General features: G+C 71.5%; 21 protein-coding genes. 10 read left to right on the forward strand and 11 right to left on the reverse strand.

What is annotated here, in order from left to right:
- Nucleotides 1-18: 18 nt before the first annotated feature.
- A complete protein-coding gene (locus FCL41_RS11735; RefSeq protein ID WP_137067087.1) occupies nucleotides 19-1695 on the reverse strand; it encodes a long-chain-fatty-acid--CoA ligase in 1677 nt (558 codons plus the stop codon).
- Between the two features lie 81 nt (nucleotides 1696-1776).
- Between FCL41_RS11735 and FCL41_RS11740 the strand changes: the two genes are divergently transcribed.
- Nucleotides 1777-2796: a patatin-like phospholipase family protein gene (locus FCL41_RS11740; protein ID WP_137067088.1), complete on the forward strand. Its 1020-nt coding sequence runs from the start codon at nucleotides 1777-1779 to the stop codon at nucleotides 2794-2796.
- A gap of 52 nt (nucleotides 2797-2848) precedes the next feature.
- Here the strand turns inward: FCL41_RS11740 and FCL41_RS11745 are convergent, their stop codons facing one another.
- The 3 genes from FCL41_RS11745 to FCL41_RS11755 form a co-directional block, all read right to left on the reverse strand.
- The gene (locus tag FCL41_RS11745) at nucleotides 2849-3961 is read right to left on the reverse strand and encodes a sensor histidine kinase (RefSeq protein ID WP_170970339.1); all 1113 of its coding nucleotides are present in this window, start codon (nucleotides 3959-3961) and stop codon (nucleotides 2849-2851) included.
- 69 nt (nucleotides 3962-4030) lie between these two features.
- A complete protein-coding gene (locus tag FCL41_RS11750) occupies nucleotides 4031-4324 on the reverse strand; it encodes a chorismate mutase (protein ID WP_137067090.1) in 294 nt (97 codons plus the stop codon).
- A gap of 116 nt (nucleotides 4325-4440) precedes the next feature.
- Nucleotides 4441-5475: a MaoC family dehydratase gene (locus FCL41_RS11755; protein ID WP_137067091.1), complete on the reverse strand. Its 1035-nt coding sequence runs from the start codon at nucleotides 5473-5475 to the stop codon at nucleotides 4441-4443.
- 114 nt (nucleotides 5476-5589) lie between these two features.
- Between FCL41_RS11755 and FCL41_RS11760 the strand changes: the two genes are divergently transcribed.
- The 3 genes from FCL41_RS11760 to FCL41_RS11770 are packed head-to-tail and all read left to right on the forward strand — an operon-like array spanning nucleotide 5590 to nucleotide 9071.
- A complete protein-coding gene (locus FCL41_RS11760; protein WP_137067092.1) occupies nucleotides 5590-6924 on the forward strand; it encodes a MurL-like N-terminal domain-containing in 1335 nt (444 codons plus the stop codon).
- Entirely contained in the window at nucleotides 6911-8218 is a 1308-nt protein-coding gene (murD, locus tag FCL41_RS11765) for a UDP-N-acetylmuramoyl-L-alanine--D-glutamate ligase (protein ID WP_170970340.1), read from the forward strand. The genes FCL41_RS11760 and murD overlap by 14 nt, the downstream gene beginning before the upstream one ends.
- Before the next feature lie 10 nt (nucleotides 8219-8228).
- Complete coding sequence (locus FCL41_RS11770) at nucleotides 8229-9071, forward strand: hypothetical protein (RefSeq protein WP_137067094.1); 843 nt, start codon at nucleotides 8229-8231, stop codon at nucleotides 9069-9071.
- A 6-nt stretch (nucleotides 9072-9077) separates the two neighbouring features.
- Here the strand turns inward: FCL41_RS11770 and FCL41_RS11775 are convergent, their stop codons facing one another.
- On the reverse strand, nucleotides 9078-10265 hold the full coding sequence (locus FCL41_RS11775) for a YibE/F family protein (protein WP_212723196.1): 1188 nt from the start codon (nucleotides 10263-10265) through the stop codon (nucleotides 9078-9080).
- A 125-nt stretch (nucleotides 10266-10390) separates the two neighbouring features.
- Between FCL41_RS11775 and FCL41_RS11780 the strand changes: the two genes are divergently transcribed.
- Both FCL41_RS11780 and FCL41_RS11785 read left to right on the forward strand, forming a co-directional pair.
- Nucleotides 10391-11419, forward strand: coding sequence for an AraC family transcriptional regulator (locus tag FCL41_RS11780; RefSeq protein ID WP_239021875.1), 1029 nt, complete (start codon nucleotides 10391-10393; stop codon nucleotides 11417-11419).
- A gap of 114 nt (nucleotides 11420-11533) precedes the next feature.
- Complete coding sequence (locus FCL41_RS11785; protein WP_137067096.1) at nucleotides 11534-12829, forward strand: lipase family protein; 1296 nt, start codon at nucleotides 11534-11536, stop codon at nucleotides 12827-12829.
- 130 nt (nucleotides 12830-12959) lie between these two features.
- On the opposite strand, the gene FCL41_RS11790 is transcribed toward FCL41_RS11785, so the two are convergent.
- The 3 genes from FCL41_RS11790 to FCL41_RS11800 all read right to left on the reverse strand — a co-directional run bounded on the left by FCL41_RS11790 (nucleotide 12960) and on the right by FCL41_RS11800 (nucleotide 17005).
- Complete coding sequence (locus FCL41_RS11790) at nucleotides 12960-13928, reverse strand: TY-Chap domain-containing protein (protein ID WP_137067097.1); 969 nt, start codon at nucleotides 13926-13928, stop codon at nucleotides 12960-12962.
- Nucleotides 13929-14017: 89 nt separating this feature from the next.
- On the reverse strand, nucleotides 14018-14785 hold the full coding sequence (locus tag FCL41_RS11795) for a maleate cis-trans isomerase family protein (RefSeq protein ID WP_137067098.1): 768 nt from the start codon (nucleotides 14783-14785) through the stop codon (nucleotides 14018-14020).
- Nucleotides 14786-14860: 75 nt separating this feature from the next.
- Nucleotides 14861-17005 (reverse strand): FAD-dependent monooxygenase, encoded by a 2145-nt coding sequence (locus tag FCL41_RS11800; protein WP_170970341.1) that lies wholly within the window; start codon nucleotides 17003-17005, stop codon nucleotides 14861-14863.
- Nucleotides 17006-17163: 158 nt separating this feature from the next.
- On the opposite strand from FCL41_RS11800, the gene FCL41_RS11805 reads away from it, so the two are divergent.
- Both FCL41_RS11805 and FCL41_RS11810 read left to right on the forward strand, forming a co-directional pair.
- Complete coding sequence (locus tag FCL41_RS11805; protein ID WP_137067100.1) at nucleotides 17164-17934, forward strand: IclR family transcriptional regulator; 771 nt, start codon at nucleotides 17164-17166, stop codon at nucleotides 17932-17934.
- 69 nt (nucleotides 17935-18003) lie between these two features.
- Nucleotides 18004-18765: an IclR family transcriptional regulator gene (locus FCL41_RS11810; RefSeq protein ID WP_137067101.1), complete on the forward strand. Its 762-nt coding sequence runs from the start codon at nucleotides 18004-18006 to the stop codon at nucleotides 18763-18765.
- Between the two features lie 64 nt (nucleotides 18766-18829).
- Here FCL41_RS11810 and FCL41_RS11815 read toward each other — a convergent pair whose 3' ends face one another.
- The 3 genes from FCL41_RS11815 to FCL41_RS17645 all read right to left on the reverse strand — a co-directional run bounded on the left by FCL41_RS11815 (nucleotide 18830) and on the right by FCL41_RS17645 (nucleotide 21017).
- The gene (locus FCL41_RS11815; RefSeq protein WP_137067102.1) at nucleotides 18830-19867 is read right to left on the reverse strand and encodes a hypothetical protein; all 1038 of its coding nucleotides are present in this window, start codon (nucleotides 19865-19867) and stop codon (nucleotides 18830-18832) included.
- Nucleotides 19864-20073 carry a hypothetical protein gene (locus tag FCL41_RS11820; protein ID WP_137067103.1) on the reverse strand — a complete coding sequence of 70 codons (210 nt, stop codon included), beginning with the start codon at nucleotides 20071-20073 and terminating at the stop codon, nucleotides 19864-19866. Before FCL41_RS11820 ends, FCL41_RS11815 begins: the two co-directional genes overlap by 4 nt.
- Before the next feature lie 89 nt (nucleotides 20074-20162).
- Nucleotides 20163-21017, reverse strand: a complete 855-nt coding sequence (locus FCL41_RS17645) for a GTP pyrophosphokinase (RefSeq protein ID WP_137067104.1) — start codon at nucleotides 21015-21017, stop codon at nucleotides 20163-20165.
- A 388-nt stretch (nucleotides 21018-21405) separates the two neighbouring features.
- Between FCL41_RS17645 and FCL41_RS11830 the strand changes: the two genes are divergently transcribed.
- On the forward strand, nucleotides 21406-22200 hold the full coding sequence (locus FCL41_RS11830; RefSeq protein ID WP_137067105.1) for an ABC transporter ATP-binding protein: 795 nt from the start codon (nucleotides 21406-21408) through the stop codon (nucleotides 22198-22200).
- Between the two features lie 59 nt (nucleotides 22201-22259).
- A complete protein-coding gene (locus tag FCL41_RS11835; RefSeq protein ID WP_137067106.1) occupies nucleotides 22260-23285 on the forward strand; it encodes an ABC transporter substrate-binding protein in 1026 nt (341 codons plus the stop codon).
- Nucleotides 23286-23290 lie beyond the last annotated feature (5 nt).

Genomic DNA, 23290 nt, shown 5'->3' on the forward strand with positions numbered 1-23290 from the left:
GACGTCTCGCCCCGCAGCTCACTGCTGCAGCAGGTCGACGACCTCGCGTCGCAGCACCTTGCCCATCTGGTTGGTGGGCAGCGTCTCCACCACCACGATGCGGCGCGGCACCTTGTAGCGCGTGAGCTCGGCCCGGGCGAACGAGCGGACGTCCTCGGGATCCACGGTCTCGCCCTCGGCGGCGACCACCGCGGCGACGACCTCCTCCAAGTCCTCAATGGTGCGTACGCCCACGACGGCGGCGTCGGCCACGCTCGGGTGGCGACGCAGCACGGCCTCCACCTCGGAGGGGTAGACGTTGAACCCCCCGGTGATGACGACCTCCTTGATACGGTCGACCACCGTGATGAAGCCGTCGGGCGCCATCGTGACGATGTCACCGGTGCGGAACCAACCGTCGTGGAAGGCGGCGGCGGTCTCCTCGGGAAGGCCGCGGTAGCCGTCGAAGACCTGGGGACCCTTGACCAGGAGCTCACCGCGCTCGCCGAGCTCCACCTCGCGGTCGAGGTTCTCGGGGTCGACGATGCGCACCTGCGTGTCGGGGAACGGAACCCCGATCGAACCCGGCCGCCGGCCCTTCGACATCGGGTTGCCGACGATCACCGGCGAGGTCTCGGTGAGCCCGTACCCCTCGACGAGGAGCCCACCGGTGGCGGCCTCCCACCGGTCGACCAGCGGGGCGTGGAGCGGCATCGCCCCGGAGAGGGCCCACTTGATGCCGCGGATGGAGACGCCGCTGCGCTCGGCCTCGTCGACGATCCGCTGGTAGAGCGGCGGGACGGCCGGCACGAAGGACGGCACGTCGCGCTTGATCGCCTCCATCACCAGCGGGATCTCCGGCTTCGGCAGCAGCACCAGCTTGGCCGCCACCGAGAGGCCGAGCAGGACGCTGACGGTGATGCCGTAGGCGTGGAAGAGCGGCAGCGCGACCAGGACCGACTCCTGGCCCGGCACCATGCCCGAGACCCACTTCTGCCCCTGGAGGACGTTGGCCACCAGGTTGCGGTGACGCAGCGGCACGCCCTTGGGAGCGCCGGTGGTGCCGGAGGTGTAGAGCGTCAGCGCCACGTCGTCGGCGACCGGGCGGGGATGGTCGTCGGGCAGGGGCTCGTGGGCCAGCAGCTCGCGCCACGGCGTCGTCCCGGGCGCAGGCGCGTGGAGCTGGTCGCGGGCGGCGCGAGCCTTGGCGATCGGGAGCTTGAGAGCGAGGCGCTTGGTCAGTGGCAGCTCACTCGTGAGGTCGACGGCGACGACGTGCTCCAGCGCGCAGTCGTCCTTCAGCGAGCCGACGACGCCAGCGACCTTGTCCCACACGACGGCGACGCGGGCGCCGTGGTCGAGGAAGGGCCCTCGCAGCTCGGAGGCGGTGTAGAGCGGGTTGTGCTCGACGACGGTCGCGCCCAGCCGCAGCACGGCCAGGAACGCGATCACGTTCTGCGGGCAGTTGGGCATCACCAGCGCCACGTTGTCGCCCGCCCGGACCCCGAGGTCACGCAGACCCGAGGCCGCGCGGAGGACCGCGTCGTGCGTCGCGGCGTACGAGGTGATGCGTCCCATGAAGTCGAGCGCGGGGCGGTCGCCGTACGCCTCAGCCGCTGACTCGAAGAGGTCCAGCACCGTGGTGTCGCCGTACTCCAGCGTCAACGGCACGCCGGGGGCGTAGGACTGGGCCCACAGGGGGGACTCGGCACTCATCGATACCTTCCTGGCGCCGGCGACTCGGGGGGCCGCGCCAGAGCAAACCTACAACTGCGCCCCGATGGCTAGCATGGGGCCATGACCACCGGGAAGCGCATCGCACTGGCCCTCGGCGGCGGTGGCGCGCGTGGCTACGCCCACATCGGGGTCGTGCGGGTGCTGGAGGAGCGTGGCTACGAGGTGGTCGGCATCGCCGGCACCTCGATGGGCTCGCTCGTCGGCGCCCTGCACGCCAAGGGGGTGCTGGGCGAGTACGAACACTGGGTCAGCCGTCTCACCCAGCGCGACGTGATCCGGCTGCTCGACCCCACCCTGCGCTCCCCCGGCGCGATCAAGGGCGACCGGGTCATGGCCCGGGTCAGCGAGCTCCTGGCGGGGGCACGCGTCGAGGACCTGCCCATGCCCTTCACCGCTGTCGCCACCGACCTGCTGGGGCGCAAGGAAGTCTGGTTCCAGGAAGGGCCGGTCGACATGGCCGTACGCGCCTCGATCGCGCTTCCGAGCTTCTTCACGCCGGTCATGCTCAACGGGCGGCTGCTGGCCGACGGCGGCCTGATGAACCCGGTGCCGATCGCACCGCTCTCCGGCCTCGACGTCGACCTCGTCGTGGCGGTCAACGTCAACGGCACGCCGGTCGGTGCGGAGCGGGTGCGTGAGTCCGCCGATCCCCGGACCGAGAGCGAGTGGCAGGAGCGTCTGCGACGCACCGCCTCCCAGGTCTTCGACAGCGAGACCGGACGCCGCATCACCTCGTGGCTGGCGGCCCGGCGGGCCGAGACGACGCACCCCGAGATCGAGGGCGACGACGCGACGGGCCTGCCCGCCCACGAGGAGGCCGGGGGCAGCTTCGAGGGGTTGCCCGCCGACCTGGGGATGCTGAGCGTGATGGAGCTGTCGCTCGACGCCCTGCAGAGCGTCGTCACCCGTTACCGACTCGCCAGCTATCCGCCGGACGTGATGATCACGATGCCCAAGGACATCTGCAAGACCCTCGACTTCCACCGTGCGGCCGAGATGGTGGAGGTGGGCCGGACGTACGCCGAGCGTGCGTTGGAGGCTCACGCCCAGCTCAGGGACGTACAGCCCGACCAGTACTAGACCGACCAGTACCGGGCTCGGGCGTTGGTCCCCGGGCGCTCCGGACGCCCGGCTAGGCCCTGTGGACCGGCGAAGGCAGTCTCAGGACGGCCCGCAGCCCGTTCGGCTCGTTGTCGTGCAGCTCCAGACCGCCACCGTGGGCCTCGGCCACGCTGCGTGCCACGGCGAGCCCCAACCCCCTCCCGGGACGAGCGGTCAGTCCCTCGACGCCTCGTTCGAAGGGCATCACGAGGCGCTCACGCTCAGCGCGGGAGATGCCGGCGCCCCGGTCCTCCACGGTGACCTCGATCCCCGCGTTCGTCTGTCTGGCCGTGAGGTGCACCGGCGCGCCGGGCGGACCGTGCTGGAGCGCGTTGACCAGCAGGGCGTTGAGCGAGCGCGCGAGAAGGCGCTCGTCGACCATGGCCATGAGGGTGGGCGGTGCCGTGACGACCACGCCGTGGCACGGCCGCTTCGCGGTGGCGTCGTCCACGCACCGCTTCAGGAGCGGGACCAGGTCGTGCTCCGCGGGATGGACGTGGCCCACCTCCTCGAGGTCGACGAGGGCGGAGACCGACCTCACGAGGTCACTCAACCGTTCGCCCGCCTCCAGGACCCGGTCGAGCGAGGTCGCCGCCCACCCCGGGAGCTGGGGAACCAGGTCCTCCAGCATCTCGGCGTGGCCGAGCAACGCCGTCAGCGGCGTGCGCAGCTCGTGGTTGACCGTCTCCACCAGCCGGTCGCGCAGTGCGTTCTGGCGCTCCACCTGCGCACGCTGCGCCGTGATGTCGTCGAAGAGGACGAACCCGCCCTGCACGGCCCCGTCCTCACCGAGCAACGGAGCACCGCGCGCCCGCAGGACGACGTGGCTGCCGTCGAGCAGCTCGACGGCCATCACCTGGTCCTGGAAGGTCTCCCCCAGTCGGGCACGGTTGAGCGGCTCCTCGTCGCTGCGCAGCAGGCGGGAACCGTCCTCGGTGTAGACCCGGAAGTAGCGCGGAATGTCCTCGACCGGCACCGGTGAGAAGCGGTTCTGGATCAGCTCCTGCAGCCCCGGGCTCATCAGCCGCACCCGGCCCTGCGTGTCCCCCACGGCGATGGCCAGGGACGTACCGCGAAGCAGGGCCTCGAGCAGGACCCCCCTCAGGGGGTCCCGGGGCGTAGGCGTCTCCGGGGCGTCCGGCACACGACCTCCCTACCACGCATCGAGGATGCGTTCACTCGGCGACGCAGGCGCGCGGGTGGCGCCCGCGCCTCACTTCTCCTGCAGCGACCGGTGGTTGCGGATGACCTGCTCGATGATCAGGCCGAGGATCTTCTCCGCGAACTGCGGGTCGAGCCCGGAGCTCTCCGCCAGGCCGCGCAGGCGCTTGATCTGGTACTCCTCACGCGCCGGGTCAGCCGGCGGCATCGCGGCCGAGGCCTTGAGCTCACCGACCCGCTGGGTGCACTTGAAGCGCTCCGCGAGGAGGTGGACCAGTGCTGCGTCCAGGTTGTCGATGCTCGCGCGCAGGCGACCCAGTTCGGCGAGGGCTTTCTCGTCGGTCATGGGGCAATGCAAACAGGGGTCCGGTGACGGTTCGGCACCGGGGCCACGTCGCGGACGCCCGGGCGCGACGCCCTGACCCGGGGGTCAGGGCGTCGCCGCCTCGCGGGACCGTGCGGTCAGCGCGGGACGAGGGCCCAGAGGTCGAGGTCGAGCAGGACGTCGGGGGCGTACTTGCCGTCCTCGCCCCGCAGGGTCATCGACTCGTCCCGACCGCGGGTCGCGACCAGGCGCAGACGCAGCGCGCCGACGCCCGGCGCGGACGTCTCGGCCTTGTCGAGGACCTCGGACCAGGCGTACACGGTGTCACCGGCAAAGGCGGGGGACGCGTGGGCGCCGGCGTTGATGGCGGCGATCAGCTGGGCGTTGGCCAGACCGTTGAAGGAGAGCGCACGGGCCATCGAGATGATGTGGCCCCCGTAGATGAGGCGCTTGCCGTCAGGGCGTGCCTCGGTGTTGAAGTGCACCTTGGCCGTGTTCTGCCACAACCGGGTGGCCATCATGTGCTCGGCGTCGGTGAGCGTCACGCCGTCGACGTGGTCGATCTTCTCGCCCACCTCGTAGTCGTCGAAGCGGTGGGGCTCGCCGGCCGCGGTGAAGTCGTAGTCGCGGAAGTCCAGCCCTTCCGGGACAACCAGGTCGGCGACGTCGACGACCTGGGCCAGCTCCGGCACCACCGTCTCGGGAGCCGGGGCGGAGGCGTCGCGCTTGTGGACCATGACCCAGCGGACCCACTCGACAGCGACCTCGTCCCGCTGGTTGGTCGCGGTGGAGCGCACGTGGACGACGCCCGTCCTGCCGTTGGAGTTCTGCTTGAGGCCGATCACCTCGGACTTCGTGGTCAGGGTGTCACCGGCGACCACGGGCTCGAGGAAACGGCACTCCGCGTAGCCCAGGTTGGCCACCGCGTTGAGCGAGATGTCCGGCACCGTCTTGCCGAAGCCGATGTGGAAGGCGATCAGCTCCTCCACGGGGGCGCCGCGCAGCCCGACGGACGCTGCGAACTCGGCGGACGACGGGAGCGCGAACCGGGTCGGGTAGAGGGCGCCGTAGAGCGCGCGGTCCCCCTCGGTGACGGTCCGCGGAGTCGCGTGCTCGATCACCTGACCGACGGTGAAGTCCTCGAAGAAGTTGCCTGCATTGGTCTTGGCCATGGCCGACATTGTGCCGAAGCGCCCCGGCCCGCCATGCGGGTGTGCCTGACGTCCCACTCCGCGGGCAGCTCGCCGACGCCGGGAGCCGTGGCCGCGCTGCGTATGCTGGCGCGCATGAGTTGGGTCCTGTCGACGCCTGCAGCATCGCTCGTCCTCGAGGTCCTGGAACCGACCGTCGACGGGGCCGTCATCGCGCTGCCCTACCGGATCGTCCACCGTGAGACCGACGAGTCGGTCGAGTTCACCGAACGCGTCACCCTCCCGGGTGACTCCACGGTGACGCCCTCCGTCCGGCTGCTCCGCCTGCTGGCCCTCGCCGCGGCGCCGAGCTACTACAAGACCTGCATCCCCGCCACCGTGCGCGTGCCGAGCGGGCTGACCCAGGTCGAGCGCGACTTCCTGGTCGAGGTGGTGGCCCACGGCCTGGGCGAGTTCGCCTACCGCAACCAGGTGCCGCAGGCCCTGCGGCCAGGCGTCGAGGCCCCGCCACTCCCCGAGCCCGAGCCGCACGCGTCCGTCGCCCACGACCCGGTCCGTCCGCTCGTCGCCGTCGGTGGCGGCAAGGACTCCATCGTCACCATCGAGTCGCTGCGGGGCATGGGCGTCACCCCGACCCTCTTCTCGGTCAACTCGTACGCCCCGATCGAGGCGACCGCCCGGACGGCCGAGCTTCCTTTGGTGGTGGCCCGCCGCGCGCTGGACCCGCTGCTCTTCGAGCTCAACGCTGCTGGCGCGCTCAACGGCCACGTGCCCGTCACGGCCGTCAACTCGGTGATCGGGCTGCTGACGGCCGAGCGGCTCGGACTGGACGCCGTGGTCTTCTCCAACGAGGCGTCGTCGTCCTTCGGCAACATCACGTGGGAGGGCATCGAGGTCAACCACCAGTGGTCGAAGGGCATCGACTTCGAGCGCCTCCTCGCCCACGCCTCGGCCGGTGCCGGCGTGCGCTACTTCTCGTTCCTGCGCCCGCTGACCGAGCTCGCGATCATGCGCCGCTTCGGTGCCCTCACCGGCTACCACTCGGTCTTCACCAGCTGCAACCGCGCCTTCCACCTCGACGAGTCCCGGCGTCGGCTGTGGTGCGGCGAGTGCCCGAAGTGCCACTTCGTCTTCCTGTGCCTCTCGCCCTTCATGGGCCGCGAGGCGCTCCAGGGCATCTTCGGGGGACGTGACCTCTTCGCCGACCCGGACCAGCGCGAAGGCTTCCTGGAGCTGCTCAACGCCGACGGTCGGATGAAGCCGTTCGAGTGCGTGGGCGAGCCTGACGAGTGCCGCGCAGCGTTGACCCTGGTCAGCCGGCACCCCGAGTGGGAGGGCCACCCGTTCTTCACCGACCCGGCCGTCGCTGCCTGCCTCGTCGACGAGGCAGGCGTCGAGTCGGCCTTCGGCTTCAGCGACGACCACCTGCTGCCCGCCTCCTACGAGAAGGCAGCACGTGAGGTTCTCTGACCTCTCAGGGCGTCGCGTCGTCGTCTGGGGCTTCGGACGCGAGGGCGCCTCCGTCACCGAGCACCTGCGCGACCTCGGGGTCGACGTCGGCGTCGCCGAGCCCGACCGGGTCCAGGGTCCGCACCCCGACCTGGCCTACGGCGAGGAGGGGCGTACGCGTCTGCTCGCCGCCGACGTGGTGGTGAAGTCGCCCGGCGTCCCCGTCGTGCACCCCCTCCACCGTGAGCTGGTCGCGGCAGGCACCCCGGTCACCAGCCTCACCGACCTCTGGCTCAACGACAACGCCGAGCGCGTGGTCGCGGTGACCGGCACCAAGGGCAAGTCGACCACCGCCAGCCTCCTGCACCACCTCCTCGCTGCGGCCGGACTGCGCTCCTCGCTGCGCGGCAACATCGGCACCAGCGTGCTGGCCGAGACCGACCCGCCCGCCGAGGTCGTGGTCATGGAGCTCTCCAGCTACCAGGCCCAGTCGCTGACCCGCTCGCCGCGCGTCGTCGCGGTGACCTCGCTCTTCCCTGAGCACCTCACCTGGCACGGATCCCTCGAGGCGTACTTCCACGACAAGCTCAACGCGGTGGCTCACGGGCCCGAGGTCGTGGTGGTGCCGGCGGAGGCTCCCGAGGTCGTACGCCGCGTGCGCGAGCGCGTCTCGCCCGGCACCGAGGTGCTGCTCACCGACGCCGATGGCGTCCACGTCGACGAGGCCGGCGACGTGGTGTGGCCCGACGGCACCCGGGTGGCCGCCCCCGACCTCCCGCTGCCGGGTCGTCACCACGCCGCCAACATCGCGGTGGCCCTGCGGCTCGCCGGTCTCTTCGACATCGCACCCACCACCCTCGCGGCCGCGTTGCGCACCTTCGCCCCGCTGCCGCACCGCATGGAGCCGGTGCCGTCCGGCGACGAGCGGCGCTGGATCGACGACAGCCTGGCCACCGCCCCGGAGGCCGTCGTGGCCTCGCTCGCATCGTTGCCGGGCGAGCGGATCTCCGTCGTCGTCGGCGGTGAGGACCGCGGCCTGGACTTCTCACCGCTGCTCTCGCACCTGCGCTCCCACCCCGAGCTGGTGGTGCTGCTGGTGGGGCCGGCCGGAGCCCGGATCTCTGCGGAGGCCCCGGACCTGGGCGCCCACCTCTTCGACTCCTTCGGCGAGGCGGTGACCTGGGCCGGCTCGGCGGCCAACCCGGCCCGCGTCGTGCTGCTCTCCCCCGGGGCCCCGAGCTACGACGAGTTCGCCGACTACACCGAGCGCTCCGCCGCGTTCCGCGCTGCGGCGCTGGCCGCGGACGGACGCTGAGCCTCCGACCGTGAACGCCGCGACCCCGTCTCCCGGGGCGGCACGCACCTGGGTCGACGGGGTCGAGGTGACGTGCGACGCGGACGCCTGGGACCGTCGGGTGGCGAGTTTCCTCGGCTTCGGTTTCCGGCTGGTGCTGCCGGGTGGACCGGTGCGTCCCCGGGCCGCCGCGCACGCACGGGCGCAGGTCACCCGGCTCGCCGCGCTGCTCGACGCCGAGGTCGACGAGCAGCCGTGGCCGACCCTGCTCGAGGAGGAGCGGGAGTCGTCAGGCGCTGTGGAGGTCGTGGGCGGGTGGGAGCACCGGTTCCGACAGCCTCCCGGGGCTTGCAGCACCCGCGTCACCGAGCTGAGTGGGCCGACGGGCGCGGCACGGCTGCCGGGCGTTCGGACTGCTCGCGGTGTCGAGCTGCCGTGGTCGGTCAACGAGCACTCGCCCACGGTGGGGCTGCCGATGGTCTCCTCCCACGGCGCCGCGCGCGCCCGCCGCACGCTGGCCGACGGAGAGGTGGGCCTGTGGCGCAACACCGCAGGCCAGCTGGTCGACACCACCGCCGGGACGCCCCTGGTGCTGACCGCGGCAGGGTGGACGACCCCCGGGAAGCGCTCCGGTGCCGTGTGGCACCACGTCGCTGACCGCGTACGCCTCGGGCTGGGCGCCCAGGACCGTCACCCGACGCCGGACGAGGTGCTGGCGGTGGTGTGCGTCGACCCCGTGGGCTCGACCACGAGGCTCCTCGACCCCGGTCAGCGCGCCGATGACCGGGCAGCCGACGACCCGGCAGCCGACGACCAGGCAGCCGACGCCGTCGCCGAGCTCTCGGCGCAGGTGTCGAAGGTGCTCCGGGGCTGACCCGCGTCAGTCTCGGGCCAGGCGGCCCGCCACCACGGCCGCCAGGGCGGTCGTCAGCGGCACGGCGGCGACCAGCCCGATCGTGGCGACGGCGCTGCGCACGATCTCCTGCGCCAGCACCTGGTCGCTCACGACGTCACCGAGCGAGGGGTTGCTGGCCACGATCAGCACGAGCAACGGGAGCGTCGAGCCCGCGTAGGCGAGGATGATGGTGTTGATCACCGAGGCGATGTGGGCGCGGCCGACCCGCGCGGCTGCACGGTAGAGGTGGCCGACCCCGTAGTCAGGGTTCGCCCGCGCCAGCTCGGCCACGGTCGCGGACTGGGTCACGGTGACGTCGTCGAGGACGCCCAGCGAGCCGATCACGATGCCGGCCAGGAGCAGTCCACGCATGTCCACCCCGAGGTCCATCCCGACCGTGGTGGAGATGTCGTCGGTGACGCCGCTCAGGTGCAGTCCCCAGACGGCCAACCACGCCAGGACGCCGGTCAGGGCCAGGCTGGCGATCGTGCCGAGCATCGCGACGGTGGTGACCAGGCTGAAGCCGTGGGTCAGGTACATCACGCTCAGCACGATGAACGCCGATCCCACCAGCGCCATCACGACCGGCGACTCACCGCCCAGGATCCCCGGGACGACGAAGTGGAGCAGCACGAAGAAGGTCAGGGCGAGGCCGGCCAGGGAGGTCACTCCACGCCACCGGCCGAAGGCGACCACGGCGAGCACGAACGCTGCGGCGAGCACCCACATCTGCGAACCGCGTCGGTGGTCGACGACGTCGAAGGTCTGACCGTCCGGAGTCGCCATGTGGAGCATCAGCACGTCGTCACCGACGTCGAGACGTGGGGCCCCGGGTCCGTTGGGGAGCGAGACCTCGACCTCCTCCCCGACCTCGGCGGGCGGCTCGCCCTCCGTCTCGGTGGCCTCGGCGACGTCGGTGACCTTGACCGTCGCCGTGCCGCACCCGTTGACCTCGTCGGCCACCTCCTCGGCGCAGGTCTCCTTGTCGATGGAGACCACCTCGCCACCGAGCTGGCCGGCGCCCGGCGTCTGGTCCTCCCGCTGCACCTCTCCCGGCCACAACAGCACCATGGCGACCACGGTGAGGAGGGCGAACGGCACCAGGACCATCAACGCCCAACGCCGCATCCTGACGCTCTCGGGATGCGCCTCGTGCGCGTGGCTTCCGCCCACTTCCCCACTCCTCCTCGATGATCTCTGCACGTTCCGGTCGGGGGCCGAACCCACCTTCAGGATCTCAGAAGCCCGGAAGCGCCTTGACCGCGCCTGCCTTCGCCACGGATCCTCCGTTCGTGTCGATGATCCGATCTGCCGGGCTGCACGGCTTCCGCGCCACCGTGCAGGAGCTGGGCGGTGACGCCGACGACATCGCCCGGCGCTCCGGCATGTCGGTCACCGCCCTCGACTCCACCAACGAGCTGGTCTCCGACGTGGCTGTGGCGACCGCGCTCGAGACGGCAGCCGACGAGCTGGGCTGCCCCGACTTCGGCCTGCGCATGGCCAGGCGCCAGGACCTCTCCCTCCTGGGGCCACTGGGCCTGGCGGTCAAGCACTCGGAGTCCCTGGCCACGGCGCTGGACTACGTCAGCGACTTCCTCTTCGTGCACGCCGAAGGATTGCGCCTGCAGGCGGTGCCGGACCCGTTGGGCTCCCCCGGCGTGGCCGGTGTGCAGTTCGACGCAGGGCCCGACCGGACCCCGAGCCCCCAGAGCACCGGGCTGGTCCTCGGGTTCGCACACCGCGCCGCGGTGGAGCTGGTGGGCGGTCCCTACGGGTTGCGCAGCGTCGAGCTCCCCCACGTACCCTCACCCGGCGAGGCGGAGGCCTACCGGCGCCACTTCCGTGGCCCGGTGCGCGGCGGGCGCCCAGCGGCCGTCGTACGGATCACCGGCAACCTGGCCAGCCTCCTGCTGCGCGAGCACGACGAGGAGCTGCACCGGTTGGCGATCGCCATGCTCGCGCGTCACCGACGCAACCCGGCCGACGACGTCGTCCACGTCGTACGCACCGCGCTCTCGCACGCGATGGGCAAGACGCCCCTCACGCTCACCGCGGTGGCCAGGCAGGTGAGCGTGCACCCCCGCACGTTGCAACGTCTGCTGGAGGCCCACGGGACGTCGTTCGGCGAGGTGCTCGACGACCTGCGCCGCCACACGGCTCGGCAGCTGCTCACCGGCACCGACCTGCCGATCGCCCAGGTCGCCCAGCGGATCGGCTACGCGGAGGCCGCCACCTTCTCGCGACGGGCGCGAGCATGGTGGGGCGCCACGGCCGCAGCTGTGCGGCAAAGCGCCCACTTGTCGTCATCCGACAAGACGTTGTCGTGATCTGACAACCAGCCGTCCGGGCTTTCCGCCACCGTTGTCGCCAAGGGAGACAGCCGTGTCGTCGGTGCGCTCGCGCGCGCCGGCTCACGGGAGATCAGTGTGAGGGAGCCTGGAATGATCCGATCAACCCGCGTCGCTGCCGCTGTCGGCGTCGTGCTGCTCAGCCTGCTGAGCCCCACCACCCCCGCCTCCGCCGCAGAGGGTGACTTCTACACGCCGCCGGCAGAGCTGCCGGCGGCCAACGGCGCACTCGTCAAGGCCGAGCCCATGAAGCTCGGCATCTCGTTCCCGCTGGGCGGCCGGGAGACCCGCCTGCCCGGGACGGCCACGCGGATCATGTACCGCACCACCACCGAGGGTGGCACCGCTGCCGCCGTCTCCGGCGTCTACATCGAGCCCTCCAAGCGGTGGTCCGGCACCGGCGACCGTCCCTTGGTGTCGTTCTCCGTCGGCACCCAGGGCGTCGCCGACGCCTGCGCTCCGTCGAAGACCCTCGAGAGGTTCGTCAACGTCGAGAACGACAAGTTCATGGTCGGCTACGAGGTGCCCTCCATCTACGGCTTCCTCAACGACGGCGTGGCCGTCGTGGTCACCGACTACGTCGGCCTGGGCACCCCCGGCGTGCACACGTACATGAACCGCATCGACCAGGGCAACGCCGTGCTCGACGCCGCCCGGGCCGCTCTGGCCCTGCCCGGCACGTCACTGACGAAGCGCTCCGGCATCGGCCTGTACGGCTACTCCCAGGGTGGCGGCGCCGCCGGGGCAGCTGCAGAGCTGGCCCCCACCTACGCCCCCGAGCTCAACCTCAAGGGCGCCTACGTGGGAGGCCCGCCGGCCAACCTCTTCGAGGTCATGAAGTCGGTCGACGGCTCGCTGCTCACCGGGGCCATCCCGTGGTCGATCAACGCGCTGCACGCCTACCGCCCCGAGCTCACGCCCTACCTCGACAAGCTCGTCAACGCCGAGGGCCGGGCGGCGATCGAGAAGTCGAAGGAGCAGTGCGTGGCCGACGCGATCCTCGCCTTCGGGCTCCAGAAGACGTCGCGCTGGACCCGCAGCGGCAACCTCGCCGCGGCCGACGTGGCGAAGGAGCCCACGCTGCTCAAGGCCGTCGACGACCAGCGGATCGGCCGCCTCAAGCCGACCATCCCGGTGCAGGTCCTGACCGGCACCAAGGACGACATCGTCGCCCACGGACAGGCCAAGCAGCTCGCCCTCGACTGGTGCGCCAAGGGGGCCAACGTCACCTACCGACCGGTGATCCAGCTCGCCAGCAGCGGAGGGCTCATGCTCACCCACCTCGGCCCGCTGCTGACCCAGCAGGGATCGGCCCGCGACTGGGTGGTCGACCGCCTCAACGGCCGACCGGCGTCGTCGAACTGCAGCACGGCGCGTCTGTTGCCGTGACTCCCTGACCTCCGCCACTGCCCCACCCCCGACCCCCCGAGAAGAGCGAACGGCCGGCCCGGCCTCACCCCCGGGCCGGCCCTTCGTGCGCCTGCTGGGGCAGGTGCAGGGGCAGCGCGAGGCAGCAGGCTCAGGCGACCTCGCCGTCGGTCCTCACGGCGAGGTCGTGACGGGTGTCGGCCATGGCCATCAGGAAGACGTCGAGCATCCCGGCCAGGTGCACCTCGGCGAAGGGCATCGCGGGCACCATCAGGCTCTGCCACACCGAGCGGCTGTGCAGCGTCCACTTCACCCACGGGTGGTCACGGTTGAGCAGCCCGAGCTCGACCGCTGCGCCCCGGCGTGACCGTACGCCGTGGACCACGCGGGTGAAGACCTGCACGGCGGGCTGGTCGGACAGCACCCGGACGAACACGGGCTGCCCCTGGTGGAGCACCACGAAGTCGCCGTCGTCCTCCAACGTCACCCGGTCGAACTTGAGGCGCAGCACGCCGCCGACGAGCGCCAGCAGGTCGTCACGACTCGCTGGCTCGTGCACCTCCCCCTCGGGGAACGACTCCGTCGTACGACCTCGCTGGTCGACCGTGTCGATGGGCACCGCTGCGCTCTGGCAGAGCCCCAGGTCGTCGGCGATCCGGGCCGCGGGCCCCCAGGACCGGTAGGTGAGCAGCTCCGGGTGGACGACCCCGAACTGGGTGCGCAGCGCCTCCACGACCCCGGCAGCGACCTCGGGCGCCCGGGACACCGGGTCCTCGCGGAACCAGTTCTTCTCGTGCCCGTCGGCCCCCGCCCACCCGGCCTGCCGCGTCCGGGCGCTGGAGGCCTCGTCGAGCCTGAAGGGGGACCCGAGGTGGGCGTTGCCCGCCACCTCCGTGTGGAGCGCCTCTCCCCCGTCGCAGGCGGAGAACTGGGCGTACGGCGCGGTGCCCGGCTCGTCGTCGTCGAAACCGGGCACCTCGAGGATGAGCAGGTCGGCCTCGTCGGGGTCGACCATCCGGGCCAGGTGGCGCGAGAGAGCACGCTCGAACTCGCTCCACCGGGCGTCGAGCGCGTCCCAGTCACATCCCGTCGGGCCCTCACCGCGCGTTGCCTCGCTCATCGCACTCTCCCTTCGACGCCTGTTTCCGACACTAGACCGGTCAGCACGCCGTGTGCGGGAGACGCGAGCGAGGGCGCGTCAGCGAGGCGTCAGTGCTCCTCGAGCAGGCGCCCGTAGCCGGTGATCCGGTCGGCGATGCCGTTGGTGCGGAAGGCGTGCCAGGCGGTCGCGATGTTGATCGCGATGACCGGCTTGCCGATCTCCTTCTCCAGGGCAGCAGCGGTGGCGGCGCACTCGAGGTTCGTGCCGCACTGGATCAGTGCGTCGACGTCGTCGCCGTCGACCGAGAGGAAGGCCTCGCGCAGCTTCTCGGGCGACTCGGTGGCGATCGAGGTGGCCGACTCCGAGCAGAGGCCGGTGATCCCCGCGACCTCGAAGCCCAGCTCGGTGAAGTAGGCGACGACCTGCTCGTCGCCCACCGGCTGGTAGGGGGTCACGATGCCGATCCGCTTCGCGCCGAACGCCTTCAGCGCCTCACCCGCGGCGGTGGCGCCCGTGGTCACCTCGCGGCCGGTCAGGTCACGCACCCGCTGCTCGAACTCGGCGTTGCCGGCGACACCGCCCCAGAAGGTCTCCGCGCTCATGCCCATGACGATGTAGTCGGGGTTGCACGTCATCACGATCTCGAGCGCCGACGGCATCGCCTCGTTGAGGCCCTCACGGAAGAGGCCGAACGCCTCGGCCGAGTCCAGGGCAGGGGCGTTGATCATGATCCGGCCCGTGTGCCAGGAGCAGTCCTGGGGGCGCAGGTCGTGGAGCTCACGCTCGACAGAGGTGTTGGTGGAGGGCAGGACGAGGGCGAACTTGGTGCCCTTCTTCTCCTGCGGGGTGATGACGGCTCCGGTACCGACGGGCATGGGATGTCTCCTTCTCGAGGTGCTGACGGGTCAGGGCTGAGGCTGAGGGGGGCGGGTGAGGCTGGGTGGGGAGTGTCAGGCGTCGTCGGCTGCGAGACGCGCGGCGCGCTCGAGCTGCTCGTCCTGCCCGAGCACGGTGGTGAAGGCCTTCCAGTCCTGCTGCCCCTTGCCGGACGTGCCGGTGGAGAGCAGGCGACGGTAGGTCTCGGCGATGCCCTCGGCCGCGGCGAGGACCGCCGAGACCGGGTGGATCAGCAGGCCGACACCGGCCTCGTGGGCGATCTCGATCGGCGGCAGGTCAGAGCTGTCGCCGGCCTCCGAGAGGTTGACCATCAGCGGGCGTCCCTGGACGACCGCCCGCAGGGCGGTGAGCTCCTCGCGGGAGGTGACGCCCTCGGCGAAGACCAGGTCGGCGCCGGCACGGGCGTACGCCGCGGCGCGCTCCAGGACGGCGTCGAAGCCGTCGACGCCCTTCGCGTCGGTGCGGGCGATGATCAGGGCGGAGGTGCGCTCGGCGACGGCGATGCGGATCTTGGCCACCATCTCCTCGGTCTCGACCAGCTCCTTGCCACCCAGGTGCCCGCAGCGCTTCGGCGCCAGCTGGTCCTCGAACTGGACCGCGGCGGCACCGACCTGCTCGAGGCGGCGCACGGCCTCCCCGGTCTGGAGCACCCCGCCGTAGCCGGTGTCGCCGTCGACGATCACCGGCAGCGTGGTGGCGGAGGTGATCCGACGGACCGCCTCAGCCATCTCGGCCAGGCCGAGGTAGCCCAGGTCGGGCTGACCCATCACCGCGGCGGAGACCGCAGAGCCCGGCACGTAGACGGCCTTGAAGCCGGAGCTCTCGACCAGCTTCGCGGAGACGCCGTCGTAGGCCCCGGCCGCGGTGACCGGACCCAGGCTGAGCAGCCGTGAGAGCTCCTGACCGCCGGAGCGGTTCGGCGCCTTGACGGCGTGGAGCTCGCGCTTGAGGCGACCGAGCGTGATGCGCAGGGAGGTGAACATCGCCGCGGTGCGCTGGTGCTCGCGCTTCTCGAAGAGGTCGCGGTCCAGGGCGGAGAGCTCGTCAGCCTGTTCCGCGCGGGCGGCGTCGTCGTCCTGGCGCATGCTGTCGTAGTTCTTCTGCGCGCGCGCCTGGACGTGGTTGATGGCAGCGTCGCGGCGCAGCTCCGAGTAGAGCTGGGCGGCGTGCGTCGCGTCGACGCCGTCGGCCAGCACGGCGTGGATGCACTCGACGGCCGTCCACGCGTCGTGGATGCCGGAGTTCATGCCCATGCCACCGAGCGGGTTGTTGCAGTGGGCCGCGTCGCCGGCGAGGAGCACCTGGCCCGAGGCGTACGTCGACGCGGAGCGCATGTTCACCGCGTACACGTTGCGGTGCACGATGTCGTACGGCGTCTCCTTGGGGTTGAGGCGCTGCATGCGCGCCTCCATGTTGTCGGGGCTCATCACCTCCTCGTCGGTCTCCGCGTCGGTCACCGGGAAGAGGGCACGCCAGTGGTTCGGCGTGCGGAGCAGGACGCCCCACTCCTTCGGGTCGTAGATGTAGGAGACGTAGGCGAGGTCGGGGAAGTCGTCACGGAACTCGTGCGTGGTGGAGATGACCAGGAAGCGCTCGTCGTAGGTGGTGCCCTCGAAAGCGATGCCCAGCGACTTGCGGACCGGGGAGGAGGCGCCGTCGCAGGCGATCATCCAGCGCGCCAGGACCGGCTCGTCGCGGTGACCGCCCTCGAGGTGGATGCGCACGTGGCGGTCGCCGCGCTCGACCCGCACCACCGGCGAGCTGAACCGCAGGGTCACGTTGGGCATCTGCTCGAGCTTGCGCAGGATGATCTGGGTGAGGTTGTTCTGCTCGCTCTGGAGGCGGTAGGGGTACTTCGTCTCCCCCTCGAGCAGGGTCATGTCCATCTGGGACAGCACGGCCCCACTGCGCTCGCGGTACTGGTAGATCGGCGCCTTGAGGCCGACCGCGTGGAGCTCGTCCACGACGCCCAGCTGCTCCAGCAGCTCGAGCGAGGAGGGGTGGAAGGTGGAGGCTCGCGCCTCCTCCGACAGCTCGGGCAACGCCTCGAAGACGATGACGTCATGGCCCAGCAGGGCCAGCCGCAGGGCAGCCACCATGCCCACGGGACCCATGCCCGAGATGGCGACGGTGTGCATCGTCTCGAACGGCGGGTTGTCCCTCTGCGCCAGGAGCGTGGGGATGTCGGTCTCGGTCATGCAGTCTTCCTCCATCGAGGCTTTTCCTATAATATGGAAACCGCGCTTCCACATAACGGTTTAAGGCTAAGTGAGCAGTGCGAGCGCCGCAAGCGAAACGCCCCCTTTCGAGACCGCCCGCCCGAGATCGACCCGTCCGAGATCCACCGAGGAGTCCCATGCCAACCTCCGACCACACGCCGCGCGTCAGCGGCGCCAGCAGCAGCCGCAAGCTGCTCCACACCTTGCTCTGCTTCACCGAGCAGCGACCGACCTGGACCGTCGCAGACCTGGCGAACGAGCTGGGCCTGGCGACCACCTCGGCCTACCGTTACGTGGGCCTGCTGCGCGAGGTCGGCCTGCTCGACAGCGCCCCGGGCACGGGCAACACCTACCGTGTCACCGACCTCGTCCTGGGGCTCGCGCGGGCGTGCGAGGCCGCCCAACCACCGCTGGCCGAGGTGGCGCTGCCCGTGATGACCCGCCTGCGCGACGAGATCGGCGAGACCGTCCTGGTCGCGCGCCGCGGTGGCACCTCGGCCTACTGCGTCGAACGCGTGGAGTCCATGCACCCCGTGCGCCTCCAGTTCGACCCCGGCCAGGCCATGGACCTGCACGCGGGCTCGCTGTCGCGAGTGCTGCTCTCGGCCGTGCCGCGTGCCGAGCGGCGGCGCTACGTCGAGGGCGTACGACCTGGCTTGCCCCCCGAGCGCCTCGCCCTGCTCAGCGACGAGGCACTCGACGCGACGCTGGACGCCGGGTGGACCCAGAGCTTCGAGGAGATCGACGAGGGCATCTGGGGGTGCGCGGCCGCGATCCGGCTCGGCGACGGCGTGGTGGCGGCGATCGGCACTGCGGCCCCGGTCTTCCGCACCGACGACGCGCGGCGCGACGAGATCATCGCCTTGATTCGCGCCGCCGCGGACGAGATCGCCGCCGCCCTGGGGTGAACCCGCCCGGGCTCCGGCCGGACGCAGACCGTATATTGCGGCGCGATCGCGACGCGTCAGGAGCTCGGCATGACAGGCAGGACGACGGCGACGGCGGCCCGCCCTGCCGACGTGCTGATGCTCTTCCTCGACGACGCCGACTCGTTGGGCATCTCAGAGATCGCCCGGCGGCTCCAGGTCTCCAAGGCGGTCGTGCACCGCATCGTCACCACGTTCGTCGAACGCGGCCTCCTGACTCCCTGCCCCCTGGGTCAGGGCTACTCCCTCGGAGCGGCGGCCGTGGCCCTGGGCGCGCGGGCCAGCCGTTCCTCCGCCCTGCGCGCGGCCGCCCGCCCAGAGCTCAGCCGCCTGCAGGCGACCACCGGCGAGAGCGCCGTGCTCTCGGCGGTCGCCGGTGACCAGTACGTGGTCATCGCCCAGGAGGAGAGCGCCAACGAGGTGCGACGCACCGTCGAGGTGGGTCGCCGCTTCCCGTTGCACACGGGCAGCACCGGCCGCTGCATCCTCGCCTTCCAGCCCGAGGACCGCTCCGCCCGCCTGCTCGACGAGGTCGCACCTGACGACGACTGCCTGCGGGCCGAGATCGACGGCGTACGCGTGCGTGGATGGACGCAGTCGCCCGCCCACCCGATCCACGGGACCGTCTCGGTCGCCGCCCCGGTGCTGGACGGCGACGGGACCGCCGTCGGCGCGCTGTCGGTCTGCGGACCGGCACAGCGCATGGGGGAGGCCGTACGCCCCGAGCACGCCCGCGCGGTGGTCACGGCTGCCCACCGCGCCTCACAGCTGTTGGGGTGGCGCGGCGGGCTTCCCGCCGCCCTGTCGGGCTGACCCGGCTGGCCTGACCCCGGGTGTCCGCGCCGGTTGCACCGCCCGGCGAGGCGGCCCGGCCGACTCAGGACGCCTCGCTGAAGACCTCGACGTCGAAGGTCACTCCGCGACGCCGCAGCTCGTCGAGGTCGCGGGACAGGTCCGGAGCCTGTTCGGGCGCGCTGACGCCCTCGGGCACGGGCTCACGCGACGGGTCGAGCAGCCGGCAGACCTGCGTCGCCGCACTCGCCCCCACCAGGTGGGCACGCCCGAGGGGGTCATGCACCCGGACCCGCACCGCGGAGCGCTCGGCCAGGCGGGTCACCCATATCTCGTGAGGGGCGGGGGGCTCGGCGCGAGCCGGCTCCAGGACGGCACGCCGCCACGAGGCGGGCAGGAAACGCCACGCCCCCGAGCCCACCAGCACCGCCAGCCACAGGTCGGTCGATCGGCGGGCGAAGGCCACGCGCAGGGCGACCGATCCGGCATGCCCACCCTCGACCAGAGTCTCCTGCTCCGGGCTCGCGATGCGGCGGGCACGACGCATGCCCGCCGTGAAGGGCACCGGCTTGGGCTCCCCCAGCCCGCGTACGAGCCGACGCTGGCCGCGGTCGTAGACGGCGAAGCTGCGGTGCAGGCCAACGAAGCGGTCCCACCAGGAGTCGGGCGCTCGGTCACCGGCGTCGAGCAGCACGTCGATGTCCACGTGCTCCTGCTCGCGGCTCCCCCCGTCGTCGGGCAGGGCCAGGCCGACCGCCGCCATGGCCGCGACGTCACCGGCCCAGCCGTCGGCCGCCACCAGGCGGGCGCCGGGTCGTGCTTCCAGCAGGTCGCGCGCGCGGTCGAGGGAGGCGATGGAGCGATGGACGTCCACGACCGGGACCCCACGCTCCGCGCAGGCCCGCAGGACCTGGTCGCCGGGGTCGGCCTCGGTCACCACCACGACCGCGGGCGAGCGCTCCTCCAGCACGGCGGCGAAGGCGTCGCTGGCGACGGCGACCGCACTGGAGACCGCGACCGCGCCTGCGCCGTCCGTCCGCCTCTCGTCAAGGGCAGCCAGCGTGGCCTCGGCCCAGGGCCCAGCGCCGACCACCAGGACGCGCGGCGCCTCGGCGGGGCTCATCCGTGCCTCTCGACGAGCAGGGTCCACTCCAGGGCGATGACGGGATCGGCGTGACGCACCTCGTCGTGGGTGGGTTGGGTCGCCAGGCGCCAGGCCGCGGCCGACGCCGCGGCGCGCCATTCCCCGAAGGGGTCCCGTGCCTCGGCGCCGTCCTCGGTCCTCAGCACGGCGTACAGGCCGTCACCGCCGGCTGCGTGGTCGGTCATGGCGCTCTCCTTCCGGGCTCCTGGGACGAGCCACCGGGAATCCTGCCAGCCATCGGGCGTACGCGCCCCAGAGCCCCGTCGGCGGCGGATCAGCGCAGCGGGTCGTCCGGGCGGAAGGTCTCCCCCCGCACCTGGGGCGCCTCCTGGGCGAGCGACTGGACCTCGGAGCGCAGCGCACCCATCTCCATGTCGAGGGCCGCCGCGATCCGGGCCACCTCGGTCAGGGTGAGGTTGAGGTGCGGCGGCACCTGGCCTGCGTACTTGTAGTAGATCTGGTGCTCGACGCTGGCCCAGAAGTCCATCGCGATGGTGCGGATCTGCACCTCCACGGGCACCTCCACCGTGCGGTCGGAGAGGAAGACCGGCACCGAGACCACCAGGTGCAGGCTCTGGTAGCCGTTCTCCTTCGGCTCCGCGATGTAGTCCTTGCGGGCCAGCACCGTCAGGTCGCGCTGCCGGGTCAGCATGTCGGCGATCAGGTAGGTGTCCTCGACGAAGGCGGTGGTGACCCGGATGCCGGCGATGTCACGGATCTCCTCGCGGATGGACGCCAGGTCGCTCGGGACGTTCATCCGGGCCACCTTCTCGGCCAGGCTCTCGAGCGACTTCAGCCGCGACTTCACGTGCTCGATGGGGCTGTAGTCGTTGGCGAGCTCGAACTCCTCGCGCAAGATGTTCGTCTTCGTCTCGACCTCGTCGAGGGCGAACTTGTACTCCATCATGAAGGTCGCCAGGTGTGCGCGGACGTCGCGCAGGACGTCGCGCGGGTCCTCGCCGGGCGCGACCCCAGCCAGCGACCGCAGTGGCTCGACCGCGTCGGCCTTGACGGCCGCCTCAGCCTTCAGCACAGCCGTGGGGTCCACCACCTCCGGGGCACCCGCTGCGGACTTCTCGGGCTGCGCTTCGTACGAGCTCACCCCTCTATAGATACCCCACTCGGGCATGACCACGCTCACGCCGCGCTGCGCCCACCTCGCGGACCGGCGACAGGCGCGGACGCGGACCCACCCGGACGCCCCCGAGATGGACCAGACCACCTGGCCTTTTCCGGGACGTTTTTCGCCAACCCACTCCCGTGCGTCGTCTCGATCCTGCACACTTTTCCTGACCCCGCTGGCGACCCGAGACGCCGGCGGGGTCATTCAATTTCCTGGCGGCTGCCCTTCCGAGCTCCCCAGCGAGGCTCCCCAGCGACGGCTCGGCGAGGGCCCAGTGAGGCACGGCGACGGCTCGTCGCGCAGCTCTCCGCGAGGGACACTGCACCCGTCGGCGCCGCAGTTTTCTGCGGTACTGACTGTTGGCAGAGTCTCTCGGTAAGGTTAGCCTTACCTCATGACCACGACCTTGGCCGGACACGACCTGGTGCTCGGCTACCCCCGCACCACCGTCGTCCACGGAGTCTCGGTCGACATCCGCCCCGGCGTCGTCACCGCCCTCGTCGGCCCCAACGGGTCGGGCAAGTCGACGGTGCTCCGCTCGTTGGCTCGCCTCCACCCCGTCACCTCGGGGTCGGTCGAGCTCGACGGTGTCGACAGCGCTCCCCTCAACGCACGCGCGTTCGCCCGCCGCGTCACCCTCCTCTCCCAGTCACGGCCCCACCCGTCGGGCGTGACGGTGCAGGACGTGGTCACCTTCGGGCGTCACCCGCACCGTCACCGCTTCTCCGCGCTGTCGGCGGACGACCACCGCGCCATCGACGACGCGATGACGTTGACGGGCGTGACCGCGATGGCAGACCGCCCCGTCGACCAGCTCTCCGGGGGCGAGCTGCAGCGCGTCTGGCTGGCCAGCTGCCTGGCGCAGGACACGGGCGTGATCCTTCTCGACGAACCCACCAACCACCTCGACCTGCGCTACCAGGTGGAGACGCTGGACCTGGTCCGCGACCTGGCCGACCACCACGGGACCGCCGTCGGCGTCGTCCTGCACGACCTCAACCAGACCGCCGCCGTGGCGGACCGGGTCGTCCTGCTGCACCACGGGCGCGTGATCGCTGCTGGCGACCCTGCCGACGTGCTCACGTCCGACCACCTCTCCGAGGTGTACGGACTCCTGATCGACACGACCGTCGACCCCGAGACCGGGCGCCTGCGGATCGACCCTCGCAGCAGGCACCTCCGGCGCTGAGCCGGCGCCAACGACACAGCTGGCGCTGAGCCGGCACCCACGACACACAGAAGGAAGACATGCTCAAGCACACCATCGCCGCCGCCCTGGCGGGCGTCACGGCCCTCGCCCTGACCGCCTGTGGCCAGACCACCGACGACTCCAGCGCCAAGGACGAGGCCCCCCGGGCCTCCGCCGAGTGCGACGGCGTGAAGACCTCCACCGACCCGGTGAGCATGACCGACGCCTACGGCCGCACGATCGAGCTCGACAAGCCCGCCGAGCGGGTCGCCGTCCTGGAGTGGCAGCAGACCGAGGACCTGCTCACCCTGTGCGTCGCGCCGGTCGCGGTCGCCGACGCCAAGGGCTTCAGCACCTGGGTCACCTCCGAGGAGCTGCCCGCCGAGACCAAGGACGTCGGCACCCGCGGCGAGCCGAACCTCGAGGCCCTCTTCGCGACCGACCCCGACCTCATCGTGGTCGAGGCCTACACGGCGAAGGACGACATCCTCAAGCAGCTGGCCAAGTACGACGTGCCCGTGCTCGCCACGAAGGGAGCCGACGCGAAGGACCCGATCGCCCAGATGAAGTCGACCTTCGAGCTCATCGCCGAGGCCACCGGTCGCGAAGAGCATGCCGAGGACGTCCTCGACGACTTCGACTCCGCGCTGGAGGAGGCCAAGGAGACGATCGCCGACAGCGACGCCGCCGGCACCGAGTTCGTCTACTTCGACGGCTACGTCGACGGAGCCAACGTGGCCATCCGCCCCTACGGGCAGGGCTCCCTGGTCGGTGAGCTCGGCGAGGAGCTCGGGCTGAAGAACGTCTGGACCGGCCAGGTCGACCCGGCCTACGGGCTCGGCCAGACCGACATCGAAGGCATGACCAAGGTCGGCGACGCGACGTTCTTCTACACCGGCACCAGCGACCCCGCCAACCCCGACTCCGACGTCGACGCCGAGCTGGCGCAGAGCAAGGTCTGGACGTCGATCCCCGCCGTCTCCGAGGACCGGACGTACGCCTTCCCCGGCGGCATCTGGACCTTCGGCGGCCCGCGCTCGGCCACCCAGATGGTCGACGCGTACGTGTCGTTCCTGACCAAGTGATCGAC

This window comes from Nocardioides jishulii (assembly GCF_006007965.1).
GTDB classification, from domain to species: domain Bacteria; phylum Actinomycetota; class Actinomycetes; order Propionibacteriales; family Nocardioidaceae; genus Nocardioides; species Nocardioides jishulii.

Coding starts and splice junctions, on each gene's coding strand:
- FCL41_RS11735 (WP_137067087.1), bottom strand. CDS start 1,695: ATGAGTGCCGAGTCCCCCCTGTGGGCCCAGTCCTACGCCCCCGGCGTG.
- FCL41_RS11740 (WP_137067088.1), top strand. CDS start 1,777: ATGACCACCGGGAAGCGCATCGCACTGGCCCTCGGCGGCGGTGGCGCG.
- FCL41_RS11750 (WP_137067090.1), bottom strand. CDS start 4,324: ATGACCGACGAGAAAGCCCTCGCCGAACTGGGTCGCCTGCGCGCGAGC.
- FCL41_RS11755 (WP_137067091.1), bottom strand. CDS start 5,475: ATGGCCAAGACCAATGCAGGCAACTTCTTCGAGGACTTCACCGTCGGT.
- FCL41_RS11760 (WP_137067092.1), top strand. CDS start 5,590: ATGAGTTGGGTCCTGTCGACGCCTGCAGCATCGCTCGTCCTCGAGGTC.
- FCL41_RS11780 (WP_239021875.1), top strand. CDS start 10,391: ATGATCCGATCTGCCGGGCTGCACGGCTTCCGCGCCACCGTGCAGGAG.
- FCL41_RS11785 (WP_137067096.1), top strand. CDS start 11,534: ATGATCCGATCAACCCGCGTCGCTGCCGCTGTCGGCGTCGTGCTGCTC.
- FCL41_RS11790 (WP_137067097.1), bottom strand. CDS start 13,928: ATGAGCGAGGCAACGCGCGGTGAGGGCCCGACGGGATGTGACTGGGAC.
- FCL41_RS11795 (WP_137067098.1), bottom strand. CDS start 14,785: ATGCCCGTCGGTACCGGAGCCGTCATCACCCCGCAGGAGAAGAAGGGC.
- FCL41_RS11800 (WP_170970341.1), bottom strand. CDS start 17,005: ATGACCGAGACCGACATCCCCACGCTCCTGGCGCAGAGGGACAACCCG.
- FCL41_RS11805 (WP_137067100.1), top strand. CDS start 17,164: ATGCCAACCTCCGACCACACGCCGCGCGTCAGCGGCGCCAGCAGCAGC.
- FCL41_RS11810 (WP_137067101.1), top strand. CDS start 18,004: ATGACAGGCAGGACGACGGCGACGGCGGCCCGCCCTGCCGACGTGCTG.
- FCL41_RS11815 (WP_137067102.1), bottom strand. CDS start 19,867: ATGAGCCCCGCCGAGGCGCCGCGCGTCCTGGTGGTCGGCGCTGGGCCC.
- FCL41_RS11820 (WP_137067103.1), bottom strand. CDS start 20,073: ATGACCGACCACGCAGCCGGCGGTGACGGCCTGTACGCCGTGCTGAGG.
- FCL41_RS17645 (WP_137067104.1), bottom strand. CDS start 21,017: ATGCCCGAGTGGGGTATCTATAGAGGGGTGAGCTCGTACGAAGCGCAG.
- FCL41_RS11830 (WP_137067105.1), top strand. CDS start 21,406: ATGACCACGACCTTGGCCGGACACGACCTGGTGCTCGGCTACCCCCGC.
- FCL41_RS11835 (WP_137067106.1), top strand. CDS start 22,260: ATGCTCAAGCACACCATCGCCGCCGCCCTGGCGGGCGTCACGGCCCTC.